11 protein-coding genes and 1 pseudogene are annotated in these 23,816 nt (G+C 38.6%); 7 read left to right on the top strand and 5 right to left on the bottom strand.

Features of this window, described 5'->3' with window-relative positions; genetic code table 11:
• Positions 1-38 precede the first annotated feature (38 nt).
• The 4 genes from GUU89_RS01855 to GUU89_RS01840 form a co-directional block, all read right to left on the bottom strand.
• On the bottom strand, positions 39-4,037 hold the full coding sequence (locus GUU89_RS01855; RefSeq protein ID WP_162126334.1) for a T9SS sorting signal type C domain-containing protein: 3,999 nt from the start codon (positions 4,035-4,037) through the stop codon (positions 39-41).
• A gap of 306 nt (positions 4,038-4,343) precedes the next feature.
• The gene (locus GUU89_RS01850) at positions 4,344-4,982 is read right to left on the bottom strand and encodes a T9SS type A sorting domain-containing protein (protein ID WP_162126333.1); all 639 of its coding nucleotides are present in this window, start codon (positions 4,980-4,982) and stop codon (positions 4,344-4,346) included.
• Entirely contained in the window at positions 4,964-9,925 is a 4,962-nt protein-coding gene (locus tag GUU89_RS01845) for a beta strand repeat-containing protein (RefSeq protein WP_162126332.1), read from the bottom strand. The genes GUU89_RS01850 and GUU89_RS01845 overlap by 19 nt, the downstream gene beginning before the upstream one ends.
• 271 nt (positions 9,926-10,196) lie before the next feature.
• Positions 10,197-16,784: a beta strand repeat-containing protein gene (locus tag GUU89_RS01840; RefSeq protein ID WP_162126331.1), complete on the bottom strand. Its 6,588-nt coding sequence runs from the start codon at positions 16,782-16,784 to the stop codon at positions 10,197-10,199.
• Positions 16,785-17,156: 372 nt separating this feature from the next.
• On the opposite strand from GUU89_RS01840, the gene GUU89_RS01835 reads away from it, so the two are divergent.
• From GUU89_RS01835 to GUU89_RS01805, 7 genes and pseudogenes are all read left to right on the top strand, one after another.
• Positions 17,157-17,858, top strand: a complete 702-nt coding sequence (locus GUU89_RS01835) for a tetratricopeptide repeat protein (protein ID WP_162126330.1) — start codon at positions 17,157-17,159, stop codon at positions 17,856-17,858.
• A gap of 3 nt (positions 17,859-17,861) precedes the next feature.
• Positions 17,862-19,216: pseudogene (locus GUU89_RS01830) on the top strand (UDP-N-acetylmuramate--L-alanine ligase).
• A gap of 33 nt (positions 19,217-19,249) precedes the next feature.
• On the top strand, positions 19,250-19,942 hold the full coding sequence (gene radC / locus GUU89_RS01825; protein ID WP_162126329.1) for a RadC family protein: 693 nt from the start codon (positions 19,250-19,252) through the stop codon (positions 19,940-19,942).
• Between the two features lie 54 nt (positions 19,943-19,996).
• The gene (gene parS / locus GUU89_RS01820; RefSeq protein ID WP_162126328.1) at positions 19,997-20,500 is read left to right on the top strand and encodes a type II RES/Xre toxin-antitoxin system antitoxin; all 504 of its coding nucleotides are present in this window, start codon (positions 19,997-19,999) and stop codon (positions 20,498-20,500) included.
• Complete coding sequence (locus GUU89_RS01815) at positions 20,500-20,958, top strand: RES family NAD+ phosphorylase (protein ID WP_162126327.1); 459 nt, start codon at positions 20,500-20,502, stop codon at positions 20,956-20,958. Before parS ends, GUU89_RS01815 begins: the two co-directional genes overlap by 1 nt.
• 10 nt (positions 20,959-20,968) lie before the next feature.
• The gene (locus GUU89_RS01810; protein WP_162126326.1) at positions 20,969-21,652 is read left to right on the top strand and encodes a YjjG family noncanonical pyrimidine nucleotidase; all 684 of its coding nucleotides are present in this window, start codon (positions 20,969-20,971) and stop codon (positions 21,650-21,652) included.
• A 1-nt stretch (position 21,653) separates the two neighbouring features.
• Positions 21,654-22,382, top strand: a complete 729-nt coding sequence (locus GUU89_RS01805) for a hypothetical protein (RefSeq protein ID WP_162126325.1) — start codon at positions 21,654-21,656, stop codon at positions 22,380-22,382.
• Here the strand turns inward: GUU89_RS01805 and GUU89_RS01800 are convergent.
• Positions 22,379-23,656, bottom strand: a complete 1,278-nt coding sequence (locus GUU89_RS01800) for a replication-associated recombination protein A (RefSeq protein ID WP_162126324.1) — start codon at positions 23,654-23,656, stop codon at positions 22,379-22,381. The two genes, GUU89_RS01805 and GUU89_RS01800, sit on opposite strands and share 4 nt — an antisense overlap.
• Positions 23,657-23,816 lie beyond the last annotated feature (160 nt).

The following is a 23,816-nucleotide window of genomic DNA, read 5'->3' as shown; positions in this document are numbered from 1 at the left end:
CTCGGGACGTTTTTTTTATGAAGATAGTTTGATTGCATTTAATTCATTAGTTTTTTAGAAACGGTAGTGCCATCAGTCAACGTGATTTTGATTATCAACGCTTGTTGGTTTTGAATAGCGTTATTGATGTTGAATTCGGTTTTGTTAATGCTATCGGCATTATAAACTTCTCTTCCTGCCAAATCATATAATTTTACATTTTCAATAGTTGTTTCTAACGACTGTATGTTGATTTGTTTGTTTTCAGCGGTTACTAAAACCGTATTTGACGTTCTGTTATAGTTATTGTTATTCCCGTGCGGATATTTATAACGCAACTTGAAACGGGTATTGTCGGTTCCGGCTGCCGCTGTAAACACATAGGGTCCTTCGCGTAAATTGGTCACTGTTTTAGTTTCGGTGTCTTCTAATAAAATGTTTCGGTTTGCATTTTCAAACAACCCATCAATACCACCAATAGCAATAGTGTATTGACCGGGAGTAGTTATTTTAACACCAAGAGGGACAATATCATTTGGGTTAAAAGGAAGTGAACGTCCCTGAATTATGTATTTGTCATTGCCAATCAAAGAGTAAAGCGCCATAGGCACCGGTACTGTGGTACTGGCATCAAAAAAGCTGTCGGCATTCATAGTAGCACCTTCAATATACCCAACTAATATGCGGTCGGATTGTTGGTTGCTGTCTACTAAATCCAACCAGATTCGGTTTCGTTCAATATCGACTAAATTAGTATTACTTGTGGTTTGGTTAGTTGTTCTGTAAAAAGTACTGTTAGAGTAGCTTTCATTACGCAAACCATTATTAAAACTAACCGTGTTGGAGCCTGTAGGTCCGTCAATCATTTGAACAAAAAAGCCTTGTCCGGCACCTATGAATAAATCAGAGGAAGCGGCCGGACAACAACTACTTCCGCTAAAATTAAAAGTAAAATAATCTCCCGGATTGTAATTGTAAACAAATGTATCATAAAACGGACTGGCAATGGCCGCCGGTAAAGTACCGTGGGTCCATAGTCGTATTTGTCCCATTATTTTGGTTCGGTTGTCAAATAAAAACTGACTTCCTCTAATAGAAGACGGGTATGGGTTTCCAAGAAGATTCCAGTTGTCGCTATAATTATTTATTTCGGTTCCGTTATTACCCGTATGGTAAGCTGTTATTTCATCAGTACCTCTATAAATGGTTGTAGTTATAGTGCCGTTGTTAGGAACTCCGGTAAAAGTACCCAGTAATGGAGAGGCTGCACTGGTGCTAAAACTATCCGGAGCTCGAACGATATAGCCTTTTGCCGGTAGCATGGTATTGCCTGCGGCATACTCCCAATTGCCTTGTCCTCCGTTGTTGTTGTATACCGTAGTATTCCATTTGTAAATACCGCCCGAAATAAGTGGTGCTAGTATGCTGTTGACATTAAAATTGCCCACCGGTGATGACCAATATACATAATCAAGTTGGCGCACACTGGCGGTTCTTTCCATCATAATGTTACCGGTATTAACAGCAGTGTTGTTAATTTGAACCAGATTACCACTGTTTTTTATTGTAAAAACACCTCCGGTAACTACATTTACTAAGTCGGTAATCGTGATGTTGTTGCCCGAATTTAATTGCAGGTTTCCACCATTTTTAATCGTTAAATTATAACCATAAGCATTGTAGGATGAGCCGGATATAATAGGGTCATTCGTAACATTTGGGATAACTACACAATCTGTATTTGTTGGTACGCCAATTGGGGTCCAGTTATTGGCTTTGTTCCAGTCAGTATCTACAGAGCCATTCCACACTTTGCTGCCGGTAACGGTAACGGTGGTCTGATCAGTAACTTTCAGGGTTGCGCCACCGCATAAAGTATAGGTTACTTCAGCGGTATAAATAGTGGTTGAGGTTGGGCAAACCGCTATGGTATCCGTTGTTCCTACAACAGTTCCGGAGGTTCCGGCACCTTCATACCACTTAATAGAAGTTATAGAGGTTCCGGATGGAACAAATCGCCATGCTTCGTTAGTAACAGCCCAATTGGTGTCTAGTCCGTTTCTTCCCGGAGCCACTACTGCTTGCGTTCCGGCGGCATTCTGAATTCCGACTATGGCATTTCCGCCATTCCATGGGGATAGATTAAAATCGTCTATATTTTTTTCCTGAATGTATACTTCAATAATATTGGTGTTCTCATAAAGTACCATCATACCGGTATATAAAATGCTATTGGTAGAGAACATAGGAACATCACTCCATGAGGCTATAAGTGCCCGACAACCGGTGTTTAGTGTTATCAGTTCCCAACCCACTTTTCCGCCTACACTAGGGTCAATGTCGTGGTATACGCCATAAATGGTATTGGCGAATAAAGCTCCGGTGGTACTTGGTAAACTATTGCTAAACGCATATCCTGAAGCATTACCGGCATTGGCCGTATTAAAGGATAACATTCCGTTTGAGCCTATCACACACGAATTGTATGAGTTGCCATAAAAACAAAAATTGAAAGGCAAGTTGATTGCCGGAGACCAAACATCATCACTGTTAACGCTCACAGGATTTGTCAAACAGTTGAATTGATAAGGAGGTGCATATGGTATGGATTCAACAGTATAGTTGGTAGTTTGACCCAATTGTAGATAAGTAGCTTCCAAATTAACGCAATTTGAATTTGAAAGACAATCGATAGCGGCAGGGTCATTTCCGTTTAAACCTAATCCGCCCGACATTACTGATGGACAACCCAAACTGGTAGTTCCGGTACCATTTCCGGCGGTACAGACAATGTTGGAAGTGATGCAGATGGTAAATGTTCCTTGCCCCGTTGAGCTGCTGTAGCTGTGAACTCTGACAAAATAAGTGTTCCCGATAGTTAAACCGTTTAATAAGGTAGCTTCGTTAGATGAGTAAGTGTCATCAACACAGTCTATGCTTGTTAATGAACCGCAACTGCCACTAAAAATCTGCACTACTAAATCAGATAATGTTCCCGGGGTTACTGTTATTGTGTGGGAAGTTCCTGTGGCGACAAAACTGTACCATACATCATCATCAGCGGTGCCCGAACAACTGGTTTGTGATTGAGTAGCGGCCAATGTTGTTCCTGTGGTACTAGTGGTACAACTTGAAGTTGGATTAACCGTTAAGACAATGGCCCCACTGCAATTGTCGTTTGCAGGTGCTACTGCCGGACAACCCAAAGTAAAACTAACATTTCCGCCGCCCGAACTTTCGGGATCGAGAAGGAGGTAGTATTGAATTCCTGCGGTTAATGAAAAAACAGGACTGGTTCCGGTGCCGGAAATATCATCTATACATGTCCAGCCAGTACTACTACAACCTGAAGCTGCCGTTTTGTATTGGTAATCAATGTAGCCATAAGAACTGGATTGTTGGATATAATAATTTCCTGTAGTTGTTGGAGTAAAAGTATACAGCTGCTCATTTCCCGGAGTTGAATAACCGCAGGCGGATGAACTGTAAGCGCCTGTTCCGGAAGCTATGGTTGTATTTGTTGTTGTACCACAGGCTGCAATGTTAGGAATTGAAGCACAAGGATTAAAGGGTACTGTACAAGTTCTCGAAATGGTAAAAGTTCCGGTTGTGGTTCCCGATGTTGAATAATGAGCAATGTATACATAGTATGTTGTTCCCGATGTGGCTGTAAATGTATATGTTTCTGCACTGGAAATTGCCGAGTCTTGACAAGTGATATTGGTTAAATTTCCACAAGTGCCAGAAGTAATGGCCATTTCAAGGTCAAAACCGGAGCCTGTTGCCGAAATAGTATTAAGATTACCATCGCCTACAAAAGTATACCAAACCCCGTAATTAGATAAACTACAACCCGTACCATGAGTATAACTGGAAGCCCCGACGGTCGTTCCGGCTAAGTTGGTGGTACCACAAGGCAAGTTGGTAGCATTAATACATTGATTATTTGAAGGGCCGGGTGGCGGCGTGATTATTGTCGTATTTTCTTTTGCTAATGAGGCATCAGGCTTGTGATTGTTTGAAAATGAATTTATTGAATAAAGTAGTAATAAAATCAACAAAACGAGAGTCGGTAGTTTTGATTTTTTTACATTCAAAAAATGGAGGTAGTTATTGGCATTTTGGTATTCTTTTAATTGAAATGAAACAATTACTAAAAATATACTAATATTTTAAGGATAATGCTGTGATATGTACAAAGTAATTAACAATATCGATAAAACGGTTGATAATAACGACGAAAAACACTGCCAACTACCTCCGGAAGAATCTGTTAATTGTTTAGTCATCAAAAACTTATCTTTTTCAATAATAAAAGTAAAGGATGCCTTTTGAGCATCCTTTACTTTTTATTTAAGTATTATTTAATTAATAATTATCTTTTCACTAAAATTACCCTGCTCTGCATTTACTTTTACTATGTAAGTTCCGGCTGCCATTTGATGAACAGGAATTTTAATTTCCAGTTGATTAGCGTCGTTTGTTTTATAGGAAGCTATAAATTGCCCTAACAAATTGAATATACTAACCGATTTTATAGTGTTGCTCAAACTATTATTTTTAATATTTATGGTATTATCATTATTCGTAAAATACAATAATGGTTTAGTAACGGTTTGATTGTTTGTTCCTAATGTATTTCCGCTAAAGCGTAATGAAAATCTATCGTTATAAGTGCCAATTGGCAGGGCAATAGAAAAGGCATTTTCCTTAATGTCATGGTCAAGCCCGGTTTCATTGTCGTGAATGAAAATCTCGGTTGAAGTAGGTATATTTTCTAAACCACTTACACGAATAGTGCTCATGCCTTCGTTGGCGGTTACTATTCCTATTGGGATGATTTGATTTTCATCAAAATTAGACACTGCTTGGATTGTAAATTTAGATGAATTGATAGTCCAATACAAATCTTCAGTACCGGCATCAATCATTGGAGCATCATACCCAATATCAAAGGAATTAGTAGTGTTTTCGTCAACACCTATCAACAATTGTCGGTACAAACCTGAAGGCGATTCAAAAGCGATTCTGATTTTGAACGTTCATCGTTAACAGTAGCTTGAGTAGCATTTGTTCTGAAGAACACAGAATTCGCAGGCGATTCTGTTTTAAAAACTCTCTGACTGTTTTTGAAGTTTATGGTTCCTCCGGTAATAGGAGAAGTTAAATTAGGATTGTTGGTAGGCATATCAGTGATAACACCGGTTCCTATAAAGAAGCCTTGCCCCACTGCGATATTTTTGGTTGGAACTTTTGTTCCTGTTAAACCATTATTAGCAGTTAGCGGATCGTTAGAAATGGCTACTACACCACCCATTAAAGAGTAAGTTGCATAACCGCCAACGTACTGACCTAGTATATGAGCTGTGCCTCCAAAATGATCCCAAAAGTATAATGCTCCGTTGAAGATATTACTGGCTGCTCTACCGCCACCGTCTTTAACGTTGTCTTTAATAAATTCGTCAGCATCTAAGGATGATGGATAAGGATTTCCGGCCAAATAAGTTTGATTTGGCGAGATGTTTAAGCTAATAGTACCATTATTAGGTTTACCCACAAAAACATAGTTTTGCGCAGTGGTGTTTGATGAAGAACCGCTGTTGCCTTTCATGGTAAATCCTTCTCCCGGATTAATAGTTCCGGTATCGCCAATAAATTGCCATCCTGCATAAGAGCTACTAACGCTGGTGAATTTGTATATCCAGCTGGTGCTGATTTTTATTGGACTAGACAAAGCTCCATCCGCAAAATAATAACCACCTCCAAAGTTGATAGTACCTGGGTTAAAAGGGTTTGAAGCCGAGTTTGTTCCGTCTCTTAAAACCCCGCCAACAGTATAAGTGCTTCCATTGGTAGTAACTGGTGAAGACCAATAATTATAATGGTAACTACTTTGACTTCCTTGTTGGTCTTTTAAGATTTTACCTGTTCCGGATGATGGATTGGCTGTTGTACCGCTTTGAAGAAGTTGGGCTTCACCCACCAAACGTAAATCACCACTTTGTAAAGATAAAAGGTTAGCCACATTAAGAGCAAAGCCATCTACAACGCTGATTCCTCTTGCTCCGTTAGAGTTGTTAAGCGTGAAATTATAAAATGTTTCGTTGGTTTTTATACCGGCATTTATGGTCTGAATTTGATTAGCCGTAGCACCGTTAAATGTCACCGTTCCAGTTCCCGGAATAAAAGTACCGCTGTTTTTCCAATCTCTGCTGATGTATAAATTAGAATTGGCCGCCATAGCTACAGAAGCTGTATTGGCAATGATAATATCTTGCGCTCTTGCTATGTTGCTGTATAATGCCGCATAAGAAGAGTTGGCAGGATCAATAAGCGGCATTCTGACTGCACTCGAAGGAATTTGTGCATTGATAGTGGCTGAAGGTAAACCACCCGCCCAGTTTCTACAATCAAACCAATCGGTGCTTATTAATCCGGTCCATAATCCGGCAGTTCCGTTTAAAACAGTTACTACCGCAGAACCTGTTAAATCCTGTGGTTTTGCAATACATTTTGAATCGCTTAAAGCCGTAATTGTATAGGTTTTATTTGTGGTGAAACCACTAACAGTGAATACATAAGGATTAGTAGTTACGTTGTTTACGGTTGTAGATGTAGTACCGTTGCTGTAAGTTACACTCCAAGGAGCAACACCTGTCAATGCCACGCTGAAAGTAGCCGAATCACCATTACAAACCGTTTGATTAGGGCCAATAGCAGCTGTTGGTCTTTGATTAACTGTTATGGTAATATAGGTTGTTCCTTCAGGACCATAACTGGTGCATCCGTTTAAGTAAGAGGTGATTGCATAAGTAGTAGTTACGGTTGGAGTTACAGTAGCTGTAGCTGTGTTACTGATAACTTGACCTGTTATTGAGTCAATCCATTGCGTAGTTAGGTTTGATGGGGTTTCCGGAATTAAAATATTATCTACTGCCCATGAACTGTTTGCCGTTCCGTTATATACAAAACGAACTCTTAAACTGGCTTGTCCAATGTAGTTACTCAAATCAATAGATTGATTAGGAAAAGGCCCATACGGACTTCTTGTACTTGCTCCTGTATAACTGGCTAAAACAACACTATAAGTAGTTCCCCCATCTAGTGATAATTCTACTGAAACACTCGCCCCAACTTGTAAGTTAAAAGCATGATTAAAACTTAAAGTGGCCATTGGTAGACCAAAGGTATTAAAGATTGGGGTTTGCATTACAGAGTAGTAATTTCCATTAGCAATAGCAAATTTTCCGCTTGAAGTATAGTTTATTCCCGAATAAGTTCCGCCATTTGTTGCACTCAATCTAAAAGGTCCTTCGGTTGTATTACTTCCTCCTGCATTCAAACAGTTTCCGCAACCATCAACTAACCAGTTAGCCGGATTTGCATTGCTGAAACTTCCGCCGGTAGCTAAATAAGAACTGGTTGCAAAACCACTTTCCGAATATAAATCGCTACTGCCACCAATACAAATTGTTTGTGGTGTAGCGGTTACCGGAGTTGGTTTTACATTAGGGATTACGTCAATTAAAGCAACGTAAGAATAAGCCAAACTACATGGGTTGTTTTGAACCACCGCTCTGAAAAAAGTAGATTGAGTAATATTGTTATAAGTACAACTGGTAGTAGTGTTTGCAATAGGTATCCAACTCGCACCACCACTGGTAGTGTATTCCCATCGAACAACAGAACCGATATGACCACTCAAATAAACAGTCCCGGAGGCAAAATGACATTGCGTAATATTTCTGACTACCGGAGTCACATTAGGTAGTGAACTTGAAGCAGTACCACCAACGCTGTTTGCACTAACTGTTAATAAAGCATTATCACTAGCCGTACTTCCGGAACAGTTATTACTAACCAAACAATAGTAAGAACCGGAGTTGGTAGTAGTTGTTGAAGCTATAGTTAATGTTGCAGTTGTTGCGCCTGATATAGTTCCTCCGTTTGTTACCGGTGAAGCTCCTTTGTACCATTGATAGCTTAAATTTCCGCCAGAAGCACTAACCGAAAAACTTGCCGAACTGCTTTCACAAACGGTTTGCGATATTTGTGGCTGAGCTGTAATAGATACACCTTGGTTTACATTAATTGTACCAAAATTTGAGGATACTGCATTACACGGACTTGTTCCGGTTACTAAACAATAATAATTAGCAGCACTGTCGCTTACACTTAATGGGGAAAGAGTCAAAGTGGCTGAAGTAGCTCCTGAAACTGTGCCATTATCTACCAACATGGTTGCTCCTTTATACCATTGATAAGTTATACCGTCACCTGTTGCACTTACTGCTAAAGAAGCTGTATCCCCGGCACAAAATGACTGAACACCTATAGGTTGATCCGTTATAGTTGCTTTTTCCAGCACTATTAATTCAGCAGTGTTAGAAGAAATAGCTGGAGAACAACTCCCTATAATCTCACAATAGTAAGTTGTACCGGCATCGCTCAAAGCTACCGGATTAATGGTCAAAGTTGATGAGGTAGCGCCCGAAATTGCCCCTCCATTTGTTAGTAAAGTTGCTCCGTTATACCATTGATAAGTTAATCCTCCGCCAGTGGCAGTAACGCTGAAACTAGCAGAATTGCCAGAACAAACTGTTTGGGTTGCCACAGGATTTGAAGTGATTACAGGAGATGAAACAACACTTACTATTGATGTTGTAGCATTGCATCCTGTTGTTGTATCTGTATATGTGAAAGTAACATTTCCTGATGTAATACCTATTATCAATCCAGTAGTGTCAATAGTAGCTTTTGAAGTGTCATTGCTTGCCCATGTTCCGCCTGAATTTGGAGTTGCTTGAATCGTATTTCCGATACAAACCGAACTGGCGGCAACTACTACGGGTAATGCAGTAACAGTTATAGTCGTTGAAACCGAATTAGTACAGCCGTTTCCATTGGTATAAGTATAAGTAATAAGTGAAGTCCCTGCTGCTATTCCGGTTACGACACCACTGGTATTTATGGTAGCTTTTGTTGGAGAAGCACTACTCCAAGTACCTCCTGATGTTGCCTCGTTTAAAGTGGTACTGCCGCCAATACAAACGTTAGTAGTACCGGTGATAGGGGCAACTGATGGTAAAGGGTTTATAGTAAAACTACCGGCGCTGGTTCCTGTTCCTGACGGAGTGGTAACACTTATAGTTCCTGTAGTGGCACTCACCGGCAGAGTAGCGGTTATTTGAGTAGCACTGTTTACAGTAAAAGATGCTGAAACACCATTAAATTTTACAGCAGTTGCTCCGGTAAAATAATTTCCGGTAATAACTACTGATGGAGTAGTGCCAACACAAGCACTGCTACCGGTGAAGCTGGTAACCATTGGTACGGGGGTATAATAAACTTTAATTTGAATATAATCTACAGCAGCGGTTAAACTGTTATTGGCATTAACAGAAATCACTGCGCCAAAATTAGTAGCGTTAATGTCTGCAGAGGTCCAAGTGGTTCCCCATTTGTCTGTTGGGCTTCCGTAGGTGGCTGTTGTTAAGGTAGTTGTATAGGCTGTGGTTGTAGCTTTGTTGTTTCCAACTATAGCACCACCTTTTACCATACTGACCACATTATCTTTAGTAATTCTTCCGGCATTGACAGCACTTGTTTTTCTGTTGATAGTAACTTCAATACCATCTACCACAACACCGATTGGTATAGCGAACCCATAATTGGTTCCTTGTATGTAGTTTGAATTGGCACTTCCTGTAAATACTGCATTGGCAGTAACACCATCAGCGGCAGTAACATTTCCAAAGCTGGTCCAGGCTACAGTTCCCACTCCGGTAACATTTGTTCCGGTTCCAGCATTATTAGGACCTGCGGTTTGTGCTTGGGTAGATTTTCCTGCTAGTAGCAAAAGGATAAATAGTAGTACTAGGTTGTTTTGAATTAAAAACAATTTGAACGAAAATCTCTTTTCTGAGTGTAGGTAGTTTTTCTTCATAGGGCAATGAATTTTAAACTTCGTTAATAGTTCAACAAATTTAGCCTATGAGAACTGTAAAGTCCTATTTATCAGGTATTCTACCGTAAAAATCGATAAATGACATTTTTTCGGACATTTTTTAATTTAAAAATGCTAATTGCTTACATATCATTTATTTGCAGTTTTAAAAGTAGTGTATTTCATCGATTTTTTATGCTTTTTAACATAACGAAAAAACCCCTAGTAAGTACGATCACTTAATAGGGGTTTAGTTAGTAATTAGGATAGGTTAATTGAGCAATTTCACGGCTGCTTTTTCACCATTAGTTTTTACGATTGTGGCTAAATACACTCCGTTTTGATAAGGGAACTCTGTTTCAAAATGATCAAGTTCAACCGTTGGTTTAATCTTTTTGATTAGTTTCCCGGAAATATCATATAAATATATTTCTTTAATCGTGTCATCTGATTTTATATTCAAGATGTGGTTGGAAACATAAGCATAAGTTGTTGCCAATTGGTTTTCTGTAGTGCCAAGAGTACTGTTTTTATATTTTAAAATAAATCGATTACTGTAATTACCGGTATTGGCGGTAAATGTATACGGAGCCGTTCTTAAATTGTGAACTACATTAAGTTCAGTATCTTCCAAGAAAATGTCTTGATTGTCATTGCTGAATAATCCGTCAACTTGGTTGATTCCTATGCTGTAAGTTCCCGTAGCCGGAATAGAAGCTCCGATTTTTACATAATCATTGTCATCAAAAGGAGTTGGTCTACCATTAATGATTACGGTTTGATCGTCAATCCAAGAATAGATACCTAAAGTATTTGCTATTTTATGTGATGCATCAAACATTCTATCGTAATCATAAGTTGCATCAGATACATAGCCAACCAAGGTAGTAGCTGCTGCATTATTGGCATTTACCAAGCTTAACCAAATTCTGTTTTTCTCAGGTTGGGTAGTACTTGCTGTTGTATTTTGTCTGTAGAATTGACTATTGTCATAAGCAGCACTTCTTAAACTATTGTTGAAAGTAACAGTACTGTTGGTGGTAGCACCATCATTCATTATTACAAAGAAAGCTTGTCCGGCACCAATTTTTCCGTTAAATCCCGGAGGAGTTGAACCGGTTCCGTTATAACTGATATAGTCATTTACATCATAATTAGCTGCAAAAGTTCCATAAAAAGGATTTGTATTACTTGTACTGATTGGTGACCCATGCGTCCATAGTCTGACATTTCCATTGATGTTTGTGTTCAATGCCAAGAAACCTAGTGCATCAATAGCTGATGGGTATGGATTACCAATTAGATTCCAGTTGTCATCCAAATGGGTAATGGTAGCACCATTTGTTCCTGTATAATCAGCACCGGTATAGCTTCCTCTTGAAATAGATGGTTTTCTGATTCCATTGTAAGGAACACCGGTAAAGTTAGCCGTAAGTGGTGCTGCAGTAGTATAACTGTAGTATCCCGGAGAGATTGCAATGTATCCTTTGGCTACTGCCATAGCTTCGGTACCGCTTACCCAATTTCCTTGCCCGCCATTACTGTTAGCAATTGTTGGATTCCATTTGAATACATAGCCACCCGGAGAGGTAGGCGATATACTACCGGAGTTGAAGTTTTTAACAGGAGAACACCAATACACATAGTCATAGGCTTTAACATAAGCGGTTCTTTCCATAGAAATTGAACCGGTATTAGTGGCAGTGTTGTTTATTTGAATTAAACTAGAGCTGTCTTTTAATTTAAATTGACCAGGCGATACCACTTTTACAAAATCTGTTACGATAATATTATTAGATGAATCTGCCTGCAATGACGAACCACCTGCAACCGTTAGGTTATAGCAATAAGCATTATATGAGGTTCCTGAAATAACAGGTTTGTTAGTAACATTAGGTATTGTAATACAATCTGTATTAGTTGGAACACCACTTGGAGACCAGTTGTTAGCATTACTCCAATCAGTATCTACAGCTCCTGTCCATGTTTTTCCGGTTGAAACCGTTACAGTAGTTTCATCAAGATAGGTAGCTGTTGTACCGTTACAGAACGAATAAGTTACTTCTGCTGTATAATTTGTGGTTGCCGTAGGACAAACCGATACATTGCTGGTAGTACCAACTACTGGACCTGATGTACCTGAACCTTGATACCATTTTACAGTAGCGACTGATGCTCCTGATGGGGTGAATCGCCATGCTTCTTCGTTTACGGTCCAATCTGAATCTGTTGAATTTCTGTTAGGAGCTACAACAGCTTGAGTTCCTGTGGCATTTTGAATACCAACCACTGCATTACCACTATTCCAGCTGGAACAAGCATTTTTTTCTTTGATGAAAACTTCAATAATATTACTGTTTTCGTGTAGTACAATCATTCCGGTGTATAAAGAGCTATTACAAACAGTTGAGTACATTGGAATATCACTCCATGCTGCTACTAAAGCTCTACAGCCACTACTTAGCGTAACTAATTCCCAACCAACTTCTCCACCTTTACTTGGATCAATATCATGATAAACACCAAATATTGAATTTAAAAATAAGGAAGAACTTGGTAAGTTGTTGCTAAATGACCATCCTGAATATCCTCCAGGACTATAGCTTGCAGTATCAAAAGTAATTACACCGTTTGATCCTACTAATACTTTGTTGTAGGTGTTACCATAATAACAGAAGTTAAAAGGTAAAGAAATAGTATTCGACCAAACGTCATCAACATTAACACTAATTGGATTAGTTAAACAGTTATATTGATAGGGTGGTGCATAAGGAATTGTGCTAACGGTATAACTTGTAGTGTCATTATAATCAGGATAAATAGCTTCCAAATTGGTACAAGTGCTTGTAGCATAACAAGTCACTGCTGTTGGGTCTGCACCATTCAATCCGCTCGCTCCAACTACAATATTAGGACAAGTGGTGCTAGTAGTACCATTTCCACTTCCTGAACTACATGGTGTTGTGATACAGATAGAGAAAGAGCCACTACCGCTGAAACTTCCTGAACTATAAACTCTTACATAATAAGTGGCACCAATAGTTAATCCAGCTACAGTAGATACTTCAATAGCACTTCCTGTTGTGGCATTTGTACAATTTAAACTAGTTAGCGCTCCACAAGTTCCACTAAAAACTTGAAACACTGCATTACTCATGGTTATAGGACTAACAGTAACTTTTTGACTCGTTGATGTAGCTACAAAGCTATACCAAATATCATCATCAGCAGTTCCTGAACATCCGGCCTGAGATTGTGTTCCATAAATTGATGTACCTGTAGTGCTGGTTACACAAGTAGTAGTGCTGTTAACGGTTAACGCTATGGCACCGCTACAGTTATCATTGATAGGAGCAACCGGAGTTGTAATACAGATGTTGAAATTACCTCGGTAACTTGCACCATTTCCGTAGCTGTAAACTCTAACGTAGTAAGTGTTACCAATGGTTAAACTTGAAAAACTATAGGTTTCCATAGCTGTTGAACTGGAAAGGTTTACACAGCCTAAATTTGTTAATCCGGCGCAACTTCCGCTATATAATTGAAAAACGGCATCAGTTAACGTGGATGGTGTAACAGTTATAGTATGAGAAGTAGCATTAGCTACAAAACTGTACCATACATCATCGTCTGCAGTTCCTGAGCAACCTGAGGATGATTGCGTGGCACCAAATGTGGTTCCATTGGCTGAAGATATACAAGTTGCAGTAGTATTTGTTGTTAAAGCTATTGCTGTAGCACAGTTATCATTGGTGATACTGGTTGTAGTTGAGCCGGTTGAATATGAGCTTGAACAACCATTACTGGCTAATATTCTGTAGTAATATGTGGTTCCGGCAGTTAATCCTGAAACACTTAAAGTTGTTGTTGGATTGGCAACTGTGAAAGGGGAACCGGCAATATTATTAGTATATCCGGCATTCGTCGTAATTTGAACAGTGTAGGTAATAGCACCTGATGAGCCACCTGAAGGAGCTGTCCAGTTTAAATTAAAGGAAGTAGTGGTAATGCTTGATGTAGTAATCCCTGTTGGGGCTTCCGGACAAGTAGTACCCGTTCCCACTAGGGCTCCCGATGTATTGTATACCGGACCACCTGTACAGTATGTGGCAATGGTGTAATCAAATACAAAATAGTAATAAGTGGTATTTCCTATCAATCCTGTACTTGAAATATTATAAGAACTTCCGGATTGAATAAATGTTAATCCGGTACCTAAAGTAGCAATATTGGCAGCGTTATAAATAACACCATCTACAGGTTGGCTAGGAAGCGTAGCACTAGTTGAACGAATAACTAAAAAGCCATCAGCTGAACCTAAAAATGAAGCAGGGTATGTAGTTGATGTTATAGCACCATTGGTGAAATTAAAAGCTTGATTAGTCGGAGCCAAACAAGGATTCGATAATGTTGTAACCGAACCAGTAGCAGAAGCACTATCACAACCATTGTTAGCTATAATTTGATAGTAATAAGTGGTGTTACCAATTAAATCATTTATGTCTAATGTTATTGTAGGGTCAACTAAAGTAAATGGAGAGCCCAAAACCGGAGTTGTAAAACCAGCATCACTACCCACTTGAACTGTATAAGTAACAGCATTTGCATTACCACCAATTGAGCTGGCCCAATTTAAGGTGAAATCGTTTTGCGTAAGGTTAGTAGTTGTAACCGAACCTGGTGTAGCCGGACATGTTGTAGCGTTTCCTGTCAAAGCTCCCGATGTGTTGTATACCGGACCACCTGAACATAAAGTGTTGTTATAACTATAAATGTAATAGTAGTATTTTGTATTTCCTGATAAACCTGTACCGGCTATAGTTGTTGAACTGCCGGTTTGCATAAAAATTAATCCGGAACCTAAAGTACCAACGTTAGCAGAGCTATAAGTGATACCATTTACTGGTTGGGTTGGAGCTGTAGCACTGGTTGAGGCAATAACTAAATATCCATTGGCAGTTCCTGTAACAGTAGCAGGAATTGAAGTTGAGGTTACTGTTCCTATTGTTAAACCGGTAGCGGCTGACGGAGCCACACATGTAGTGATTAAAGTAGTAACACTACCTGTCAAATAGCTGCTTGAACAACCATTGTTAGCTACAATTCTGTAATAGTAAGTAGTAAGCGGATTTAATCCGGATACCGAATAAGTTAAAGAGGTTCCAGCGGCAAATGGAGATCCTGTTATTGGGGTAGTGTAAGTGATATTAGTATATACCTCTACTGTATAATTTACAGTTGCTGCTGAACCACCGGCTGATGCTGTCCAACTTACTGTAAAGCCATTTCCTGTAATAGAAGAGTTTACCGGAGCTGTTGGAGCTGCAGGACATGTAATGGCATTGTTGGTTAGAGGTGAGGTTGTATTGTAAACCGGAGCACCGCTACAGCCATTGTTATAAGAAAAAATGTGGTAGTAATATTGTGTATTAGCCGTCAAGCCTGAATCTGTAAAAGATACTGCACTACTAGTAACAGCACTTCCTTGAATAACTCTGGTTGTTCCCGGAGTTAAAGTAGTTAATCCTACGGCGTAAGTTGTACCATTTGTAAGTGTTGGAGGAGTAGCACTTGAACTTCTTACGATTAAATAACCGCTAGGTGCCGGGCTGGCAGCCGTAAACGAACCACTTATACTAGTGCTGGTCACTGATGATAATACCAAAGTTGTAGGTTGTGCCGATGGGGTGGCACAGGTAGTCGAAATCGAACCGGTAACATAGCTGCTGGAACAACCATTATTAGCTAATATTCTGTAGTAATAAGTTGTATTGGCATTTAATCCGGAAGCCGTATAAGTTAAAGCGGTTCCAACGGCAAATGGAGAACCGGTGATATTAGTAGTATAACCAGCATCAGTTGTTATTTGAAGTGTATAATTGGTAGTATTGGCACTACCGCCCGTTGGGTATGCCCAGTTAATTGTAAATCCGTTACTGTTAACTCCGGAAGTGGTTACTGAGTTTGGAACAGCAGTACAAGTTACCACATTGTTGGTTAAAGGACTAGTGGTATTGTAAGCAACTCCAGAACAAGAGGTGTCGTTATAAGAATACACATAATAGTAGTATTTTGTATTTCCTGATAATGAACTATCTGTAAATGAGGTACTGTTATTTACTGAAACTACTGTAGCCCCACTGATAGTATTTCCAACACTATAGGCTGTTCCGTTTACCGGTCCCGGACTTGGAGCAGAGGCACTTGTACTTCTTACTACAAGGTATTTATTAGGAGCAGGAGAAGCCGCAGTAAAGCTTCCGGAAACGCTGGTGGCACTTGAACTGCTTACTATCAATGATGTTGGTTGTGCACTTGGCGTCGAACAAGCCGAAGCTGCTGTAACACATAAACTGCTCAAAGTCATGTTGGAGTTATTTGTACCTGCGTTTACTACTTTGATGTAGTATAAACCATTACTCAAGGATCTTGTGATGGTTTCTGTTTGAGCTGAATTATTTGTATCATCGCTATTGGCACAATCAATTAATGTTAATCCACTACAAGAGCTTGTCGCAGAAATTAACATTAAAAATAAGTTACGATCTCCTGAATCGGCTGTAATGGTAACATTTTGAGGACCACTGGATACATTAAACGAATACCAACGCTCTCTTTTGAATACACCACCGGTAGTACAACTTGCGGAGCTCATTAGTGGTGAATCTTGTGAATTGTCTGAAACAGAACCACTCAAACAACTTCCATTAACCGTAATGGCAATAGCATTTGAACAAGAGGTTTGGGAGTAGGAGGTTTGCATGCTCAATACTACACCTATAATTAAAGCAAGTTTAATTAGTGTTGTATTAAACAACTTGAAATTAATTTCTCTTAGGGACAAGTAAAAATTTTTCATTTCTGGGGTTTGTTATATTATTGTTTAAAATAATTCCTAATCCATTTCTGTTTAATTGGTTATGACGACACTTCTTTTTGAGGAATTCAAAAAAAGCGAAATCAGTAGAGACTGCTTAAACAAACTTGAAAAAGAACGTTTTGTTATTATTTGACAAACCAAACGTAGTAGTAATATCGTTTAAGTGCAAAAAAAATCGATGAAATGCACTTTTTTAGCTTTTAAAGTAACTTTTAGATTACAAAACTAATTATAAAGCTCTAAAAAATTTATAAGAACATAATATTTTACAAATGCGGACACTTCCAAAAATTAATACCTATTTTTGATTTTTATTTCTTTATCGAATTCTATTTAGGGAAAATAAACAGCATGAGATACTTAGCAACAGTATTGTTTTTTTTAGGACCAATATTGGTCTTTTCACAATCCGATTTTGTCAAGGCAGAGAAACTTTTTTTTCAAAAAAAGTACACTTTGGCCAAACCGCTGTTTGAGGATGTTTTAAAAGACACTCCCAATCATTTAAAAACATTAGAATATTTAGGAGACATAGAAGGTTATGCTAAATCATGGGATACTGCTATGTTGTACTACAGTAAGTTAAAAAATCTAAATCCGAATGATGCCGATTACTATTATAAGTATGGAGGATGTCTCGGCATGAAGGCTAAAGAAAGTAATAAACTAAAAGCTCTTGGTATGATTGGTGAGATCAAAGACTCTTTTGAAAAAGCCATTCAACTCAATTCAAATCATATAGAAGCACGTTGGGCACTCATTGAATTGTATCTTCAATTGCCCGGAATTGTTGGTGGAAGCGAACGAAAAGCAGAAAAATATGCCAATGAATTATTAAAAATTTCACCTGTTGACGGCTATTTAGCCAAAGGACGTATAGACGAATATTTTGAACGCTACAAAGAAGCCGAAAAAAACTATACTAAAGCGATGGCAATTGGTGGCTCAAAAACTACTTATCAAAAATTGGCTGATTTGTATAAAAATAAAATGAATCAACCGCAAAAAGCTAAATTACTATTAGAAACCTATCAGGATAAAACAAAGTCATAATTCATGCGTACACATTTCATAGCTATAGGCGGTGCCGCCATGCATAATCTGGCACTGGCATTACACAACAAAGGATATCAAGTAACCGGTAGCGATGATGCTATCTTCGAACCTTCTAAATCCAGATTAGAAAAAAAGGATTACTGCCAATTGAAATGGGTTGGTTTCCTGAAAAAATAACGGCCGATATTGAAGCCATCATACTCGGGATGCATGCCAAAGCGGATAATCCCGAATTGCTTAAAGCTAAAGAACTGGGGTTGAAAATTTATTCTTATCCGGAATTCTTATACGAACAATCTAAAAATAAAACCCGCGTCGTTATTGGTGGTTCACACGGAAAAACGACAATTACTTCAATGATTCTTCATGTGATGCATTACCACAATATTGAAGTAGATTATATGGTAGGAGCACAGTTAGAAGGGTTTGATACGATGGTGCATTTAACCGAAAACAATGATTTTATTGTTTTGGAAGGCGATGAGTATTTGTCCTCCCCAATTGACAGAAGACCGAAGTTTCATTTATACCAACCTAACATAGCCTTGCTTTCCGGAATTGCTTGGGATCATATTAATGTATTTCCAACGTTTGATAATTATGTTGAGCAATTTGAGATTTTTGTCAATCAAATTACCAAGGGAGGCATTTTGGTTTACAACGAAGAAGACGCTGCTGTTAAAAAAGTAGCCGAAGAATCAACCAATACCATAAGAAGAATTCCTTATCAAACACCAAGTTATTCGGTTGAAAACGGTACTACATTATTAGATACTCCCGAAGGGCCAATGCCTATTGAAGTTTTTGGAGCTCACAATCTGAATAATTTGGCAGGAGCTAAATGGATTTGCCAAAACATGGGCGTAGATGAAGCCGATTTTTACGAAGCCATTGCCAGTTTTAAAGGAGCTTCGAAGCGATTAGAAAAAATAGCCGAAGGTAAAGGCAAAGTGGCTTACAAAGATTTTGCCCATTCTCCAAGTAAGGTGTCAGCAACCACCAAAGCCGTGAAAGCTCAATATCCTGACAGAAAATTGATAGCGTGTTTAGAATTACACACCTACAGTAGTTTGAATGCCGAATTCCTAAAAGAATATGAAGGAGCTCTTGATGCTGCTGATGTAGCGGTGGTTTTCTATTCGCCGGATGCCGTTAAGATTAAGCAACTTGAAGAAGTGACCTATGATCAAATTGCCCAATCGTTCCAACGCGAGGATTTAATCATTTATACTAACCCAAAAGAGTTTAAAGATTTTTTGTTTTCGTATGACTTGAATAATTCTTCCTTGCTGTTAATGAGTTCCGGTAATTATGGCGGATTGAATTTTGATGAGGTAAAGGAGTTAATTAAATAAAAATTCTTACATTTATCATTATTTACAACAATAATGATGAATGAAAACTTCTCCATAAAGCACTGGTCGGAAGACGATAAACCTCGTGAAAAGCTAATGCTTAAAGGTAAAATGGCTTTGAGTGATGCCGAATTAGTGGCTATTCTCATAGGCTCCGGAAGTCGTAATGAAAGTGCTGTAAGTTTGAGCAAACGGATTTTGGCCAGCGTAGAGAACAACTTAAATGCTTTAGGAAAATTATCTCTCAAACAATTAATGGAATTCAAAGGAATAGGGGAAGCCAAAGCAGTAACCATAGCTGCTGCCCTTGAATTAGGAAGACGTCGCCGAACAGAAGAGTCAATTGAATTACACAAAATAACATCCAGCAAAGCAGTTTTTGAGCTTATGCAACCGATTATTGGTGAACTGCCACACGAAGAGTTTTGGGTGCTATATCTTAATAATTCCAACAAAGTGATTTACAAATCACAATTGTCCAAAGGCGGAATAACCGGCACTGTGGTGGATATTAGATTGATTTTTAAAACGGCTTTTGAGCATAATGCCACTTCCATTATTTTGACACACAATCACCCTTCGGGCAAACTCCAAGCCAGCGATGCCGATAAAGACATTACTAAAAAGCTAAAACTAGCCGGCGACCAACTTGATATCAAAATTCTTGACCATGTGATCATCACCGAAAAAGGCTATTTGAGTTTTCAGGATGAAGGAATTTTTTAGAAAGTTTGTTTTGTATTGACAAATGTCATAAATTTACAGACAAATGTCATTGTTATGTCAAAACTTGTTGCCAATTCCGATGTTCAACTGGATAAAGCCGTTAAGCTCTTCGCGCTGAGGGTTGAAAAAGACACCAATTTTAATTTGGTGGATAAAAACGTTACATATAAAAAATTCTTATCCAACAGAATGCTGATTGTACATTCTATCAGAAGAGGTTTGCCTTATGAATTGTATGATTTGATAAAGCAAAGAGCTCCTTTCAGAGAGGAAGAATGGGCCGAGTTTTTAGGAGTTTCCACAAGAACATTACACCGAAATAAATCCACCAAAGATTTTTATTTTGATTCTATTCCATCCGAAAAAATCATAGAATTAGCCGAAGTCACCGCCTTAGGAAAAGAGGTTTTTGACACGGAAGAGCAATTTTACCAATGGCTGAATACGCCTTCTTTTGCTCTGGGAATGTTGAAACCTATTCAGTTGCTGAAAGATTCTTTTGGCAAAGAAATGGTCATGAATGAGTTGCATAAAATAGATTTAGGCATCTTCTTATAATGGAGGTTTTCAGACTTCATAATGCTAAATATCCCATGGCCTTATCCGGGAAGGGAGCTGCTTTAACCGGCGCTCGGTGGAATTCCAAAGGAACAGAAATAATCTACACCGCTCACGGAAGATGCTTGGCTATGGCCGAAGTGGTGGTTCATTTGTCTTTAGCTACCTTACCCAAAGGCTTTAAAATGATAAGTATCAATATTCCGGAGGATATCGAGATTTATGAATTGCCGACAACTAAATTGACCGTTGGGTGGAATGTTTTTCCGGAAACGGTAGACACGCAAGCCATAGGAGACCACTTTATCAGAGAATTGAAATATGCCGTTATGAAGGTCCCTTCTGCTGTAGTCAAAGGCGATTTTAATTATTTACTCAATCCGTTTCATCCCGATTTTAACCAAATAACAATAAGCTCAAAGGAAGATTTTCCTTTTGATAAAAGAATTTTTAAATAAAACATAGACCTTGCAAAATATAACCGACATCTTTTTTGATTTAGATCACACGCTTTGGGATTTTGATAAAAACTCCATTTTGGCTTTTGATAAAATTTTTAAAGAACATCATCCAACAATTGATACGAATGCCTTTATCAAAATCTATGCACCCATAAATCAAGCTTGCTGGAAATTGTATCAAGTAGATAAAATCACGCACGAAGAATTGCGTTATAACCGTTTGCGCCAATCGTTTGATGCAATGAATTACAGCATTACCGATGAAGCGATTCATAAAATAGCACACGATTATATAGAATTTCTGCCGGATAACAATCAGCTGTTTGAAGGCGCTTTGGAGGTGTTAGAGTATTTATTTACCAAATACCGGTTGCACATCATTACCAATGGTTTTGCCGAAGTGCAGCACAAAAAAATCAACAATTCGGGTCTCGGGAATTACTTTAAAACAGTAACCAATTCGGAAATGGCGGGTGTGAAAAAACCACATGCTTCCATATTTGAATTTGCCTTATCTTTGGCTAAAACCAACAAGCAAAATGCCGTCATGATTGGCGATTGTATTGATGCTGATATAAGAGGTGCCATAGAGTTTGGTATGCAGGCCATTTTGTTTGATGAAAAAGAAACACACACCTTAGAAGGGGTGATTACGATTAAACATTTATTAGAATTAAAAAATATATTATAGAATGAAAAAAGCATTGTTACTACTTATTTTACTGGTGTCTGTTAGCGCTTTTTCACAAAGTATTAATGATTATCAATATGTTATTGTGCCGGCAAAATTTGATTTTTTAAAAGAAAACGATAAGTACAGACTAAACACCTTGACAAAATTATTATTGCAGAAATACGGATTCAAATCTTATTTAAATACTGAAGAAATGCCTGAAGCCGTAGCCGACAGACGATGTTCCGTTTTATATGCTTCCTTAGAAAAGGATAACAATCTTTTTGTGACTAAGGTAAAAGTTGTACTCAAAGATTGTAAAGAAAAAGTAGTATACGAAACTGATTTTGGTTCCAGCCGTGAGAAAGAGTATGCCGTTGCTTATAACCAGGCGCTGCGTGCTGCTTTTCAGTCTTTTGATAAACTGAATTATAAATACACCGGAAAAGAGGAAGTTGTTGCAACCACACCAGCCGTTCCGGAAACACCAACACCTGAAAGTCCGTCACCCAATGCAGACAGCAATCCGGAAGTTTTCTTTTTTGCCCAACCCATTACTAATGGGTTTCAAATTGTAAACAGCGAGCCCAGAGTCATTATGCGCTTGTTCAACACCTCTCAAAAAAATGTATTTATTGGGGTAAAAGGCGATACCAATGGAGTTGTTATTTTGAAAAACAATCAATGGTTTTTTGAATATTACGAAAGCGGAAAACTGGTTTCAGAACTTTTAAAACTTAAGTTCTAATAGCCATACTTGTCCTTCCAACGATTCTTCAAGAAAGTGCGTAATTCATTTTCGCGAGCATTATTTCCGGGTTTGTAGAAAGCCGTGTTTTTAATTTCGTCCGGCAGGTATTCTTGTTCCGAAAAATTATTGGCATAGTTATGCGAATATTGGTATTCCTCGCCATAGCCCAACTCTTTCATCAGCTTAGTAGGCGCATTGCGCAAATGAATCGGTACCGATAAGTCCCCCGTTTGTTTTACCATAGCCTGAGCATCACCAATTGCCATATAACTCGCATTGCTTTTGGCCGAAGTTGCCAAATATACCGCACACTGACTCAGGATAATTCGACTCTCAGGATACCCGATAGTTGCTACCGCTTGAAAAGTGTTGTTTGCCATAATAAAAGCTGTCGGATTAGCATTGCCAATATCTTCACTCGATAAAACCAACATTCTTCGGGCTATGAATTTAACATCCTCACCGCCTTCTATCATTCGGGCCAACCAATAAACCGCACCATTAGGATCGCTGCCTCGTATCGACTTGATAAAAGCTGAAACTATATCATAATGCTGTTCACCCGTTTTGTCGTAAAGAACGGTGTTTTGTTGTACCAGTTCTAAAACTTTGTCGTTGGTAATGGTAACTTGACCTTCAGGGCTGGCGTTTACCACCAGTTCAAAAATATTTAATAGTTTGCGTCCGTCACCACCCGAAAGTCGCAACAAGGCTTCGGTTTCCTTTAATTTTATTTTTTTGGTCGAAATGATTTTGTCTTCTTTCATCGCTCGGTTTAGCAACGCCAACAAATCTTCTTTCGAGAACGGATTCAGGATATACACCTGACAACGTGACAATAAAGCGGGAATGACTTCAAAACTTGGATTTTCAGTTGTGGCACCAATCAAAGTAACCCAACCTTTTTCAACAGCAGCCAACAACGAATCCTGTTGCGATTTGCTAAAACGATGAATCTCATCAATAAACAAAATGGGGTTCTTGGCCGTGAAAAGCCCGCCGCTCAATTTGGCTTTTTCAATCACATCGCGTATGTCTTTTACGCCACTGTTAATCGCACTCAACTCATAAAACGGACGGTTACTTTGCTTAGCAATAATCTGCGCCAAAGTCGTTTTTCCGGTACCCGGTGACCCCCAAAAAATCATCGAAGGAATAACCCCACGGGCAATCTGCTGGGTCAACGAGCCGTTGTCACCCACCAAATGCAATTGGCTGATGTACTCCTCTAATCGTTGTGGTCTGATGCGTTCGGCAAGTGGTGCTTCCATTTTTAATTTGAAAATGTATCAATTTGAAGATTTGAAAATGGTATGGATTTTCAAGTCGGGATTGGTACAAATTTAATTATATTAGGTTGTTATTTTTTATTAATTTTTAAATTATCTCATCTTCAAATTTTCAAATTGTATGACAAAATAGCACTATTTT

It is taken from the genome of Flavobacterium phycosphaerae (assembly GCF_010119235.1).
Classification (GTDB): domain Bacteria; phylum Bacteroidota; class Bacteroidia; order Flavobacteriales; family Flavobacteriaceae; genus Flavobacterium; species Flavobacterium phycosphaerae.
This window is presented reverse-complemented; position numbering and strand designations above follow the sequence as displayed.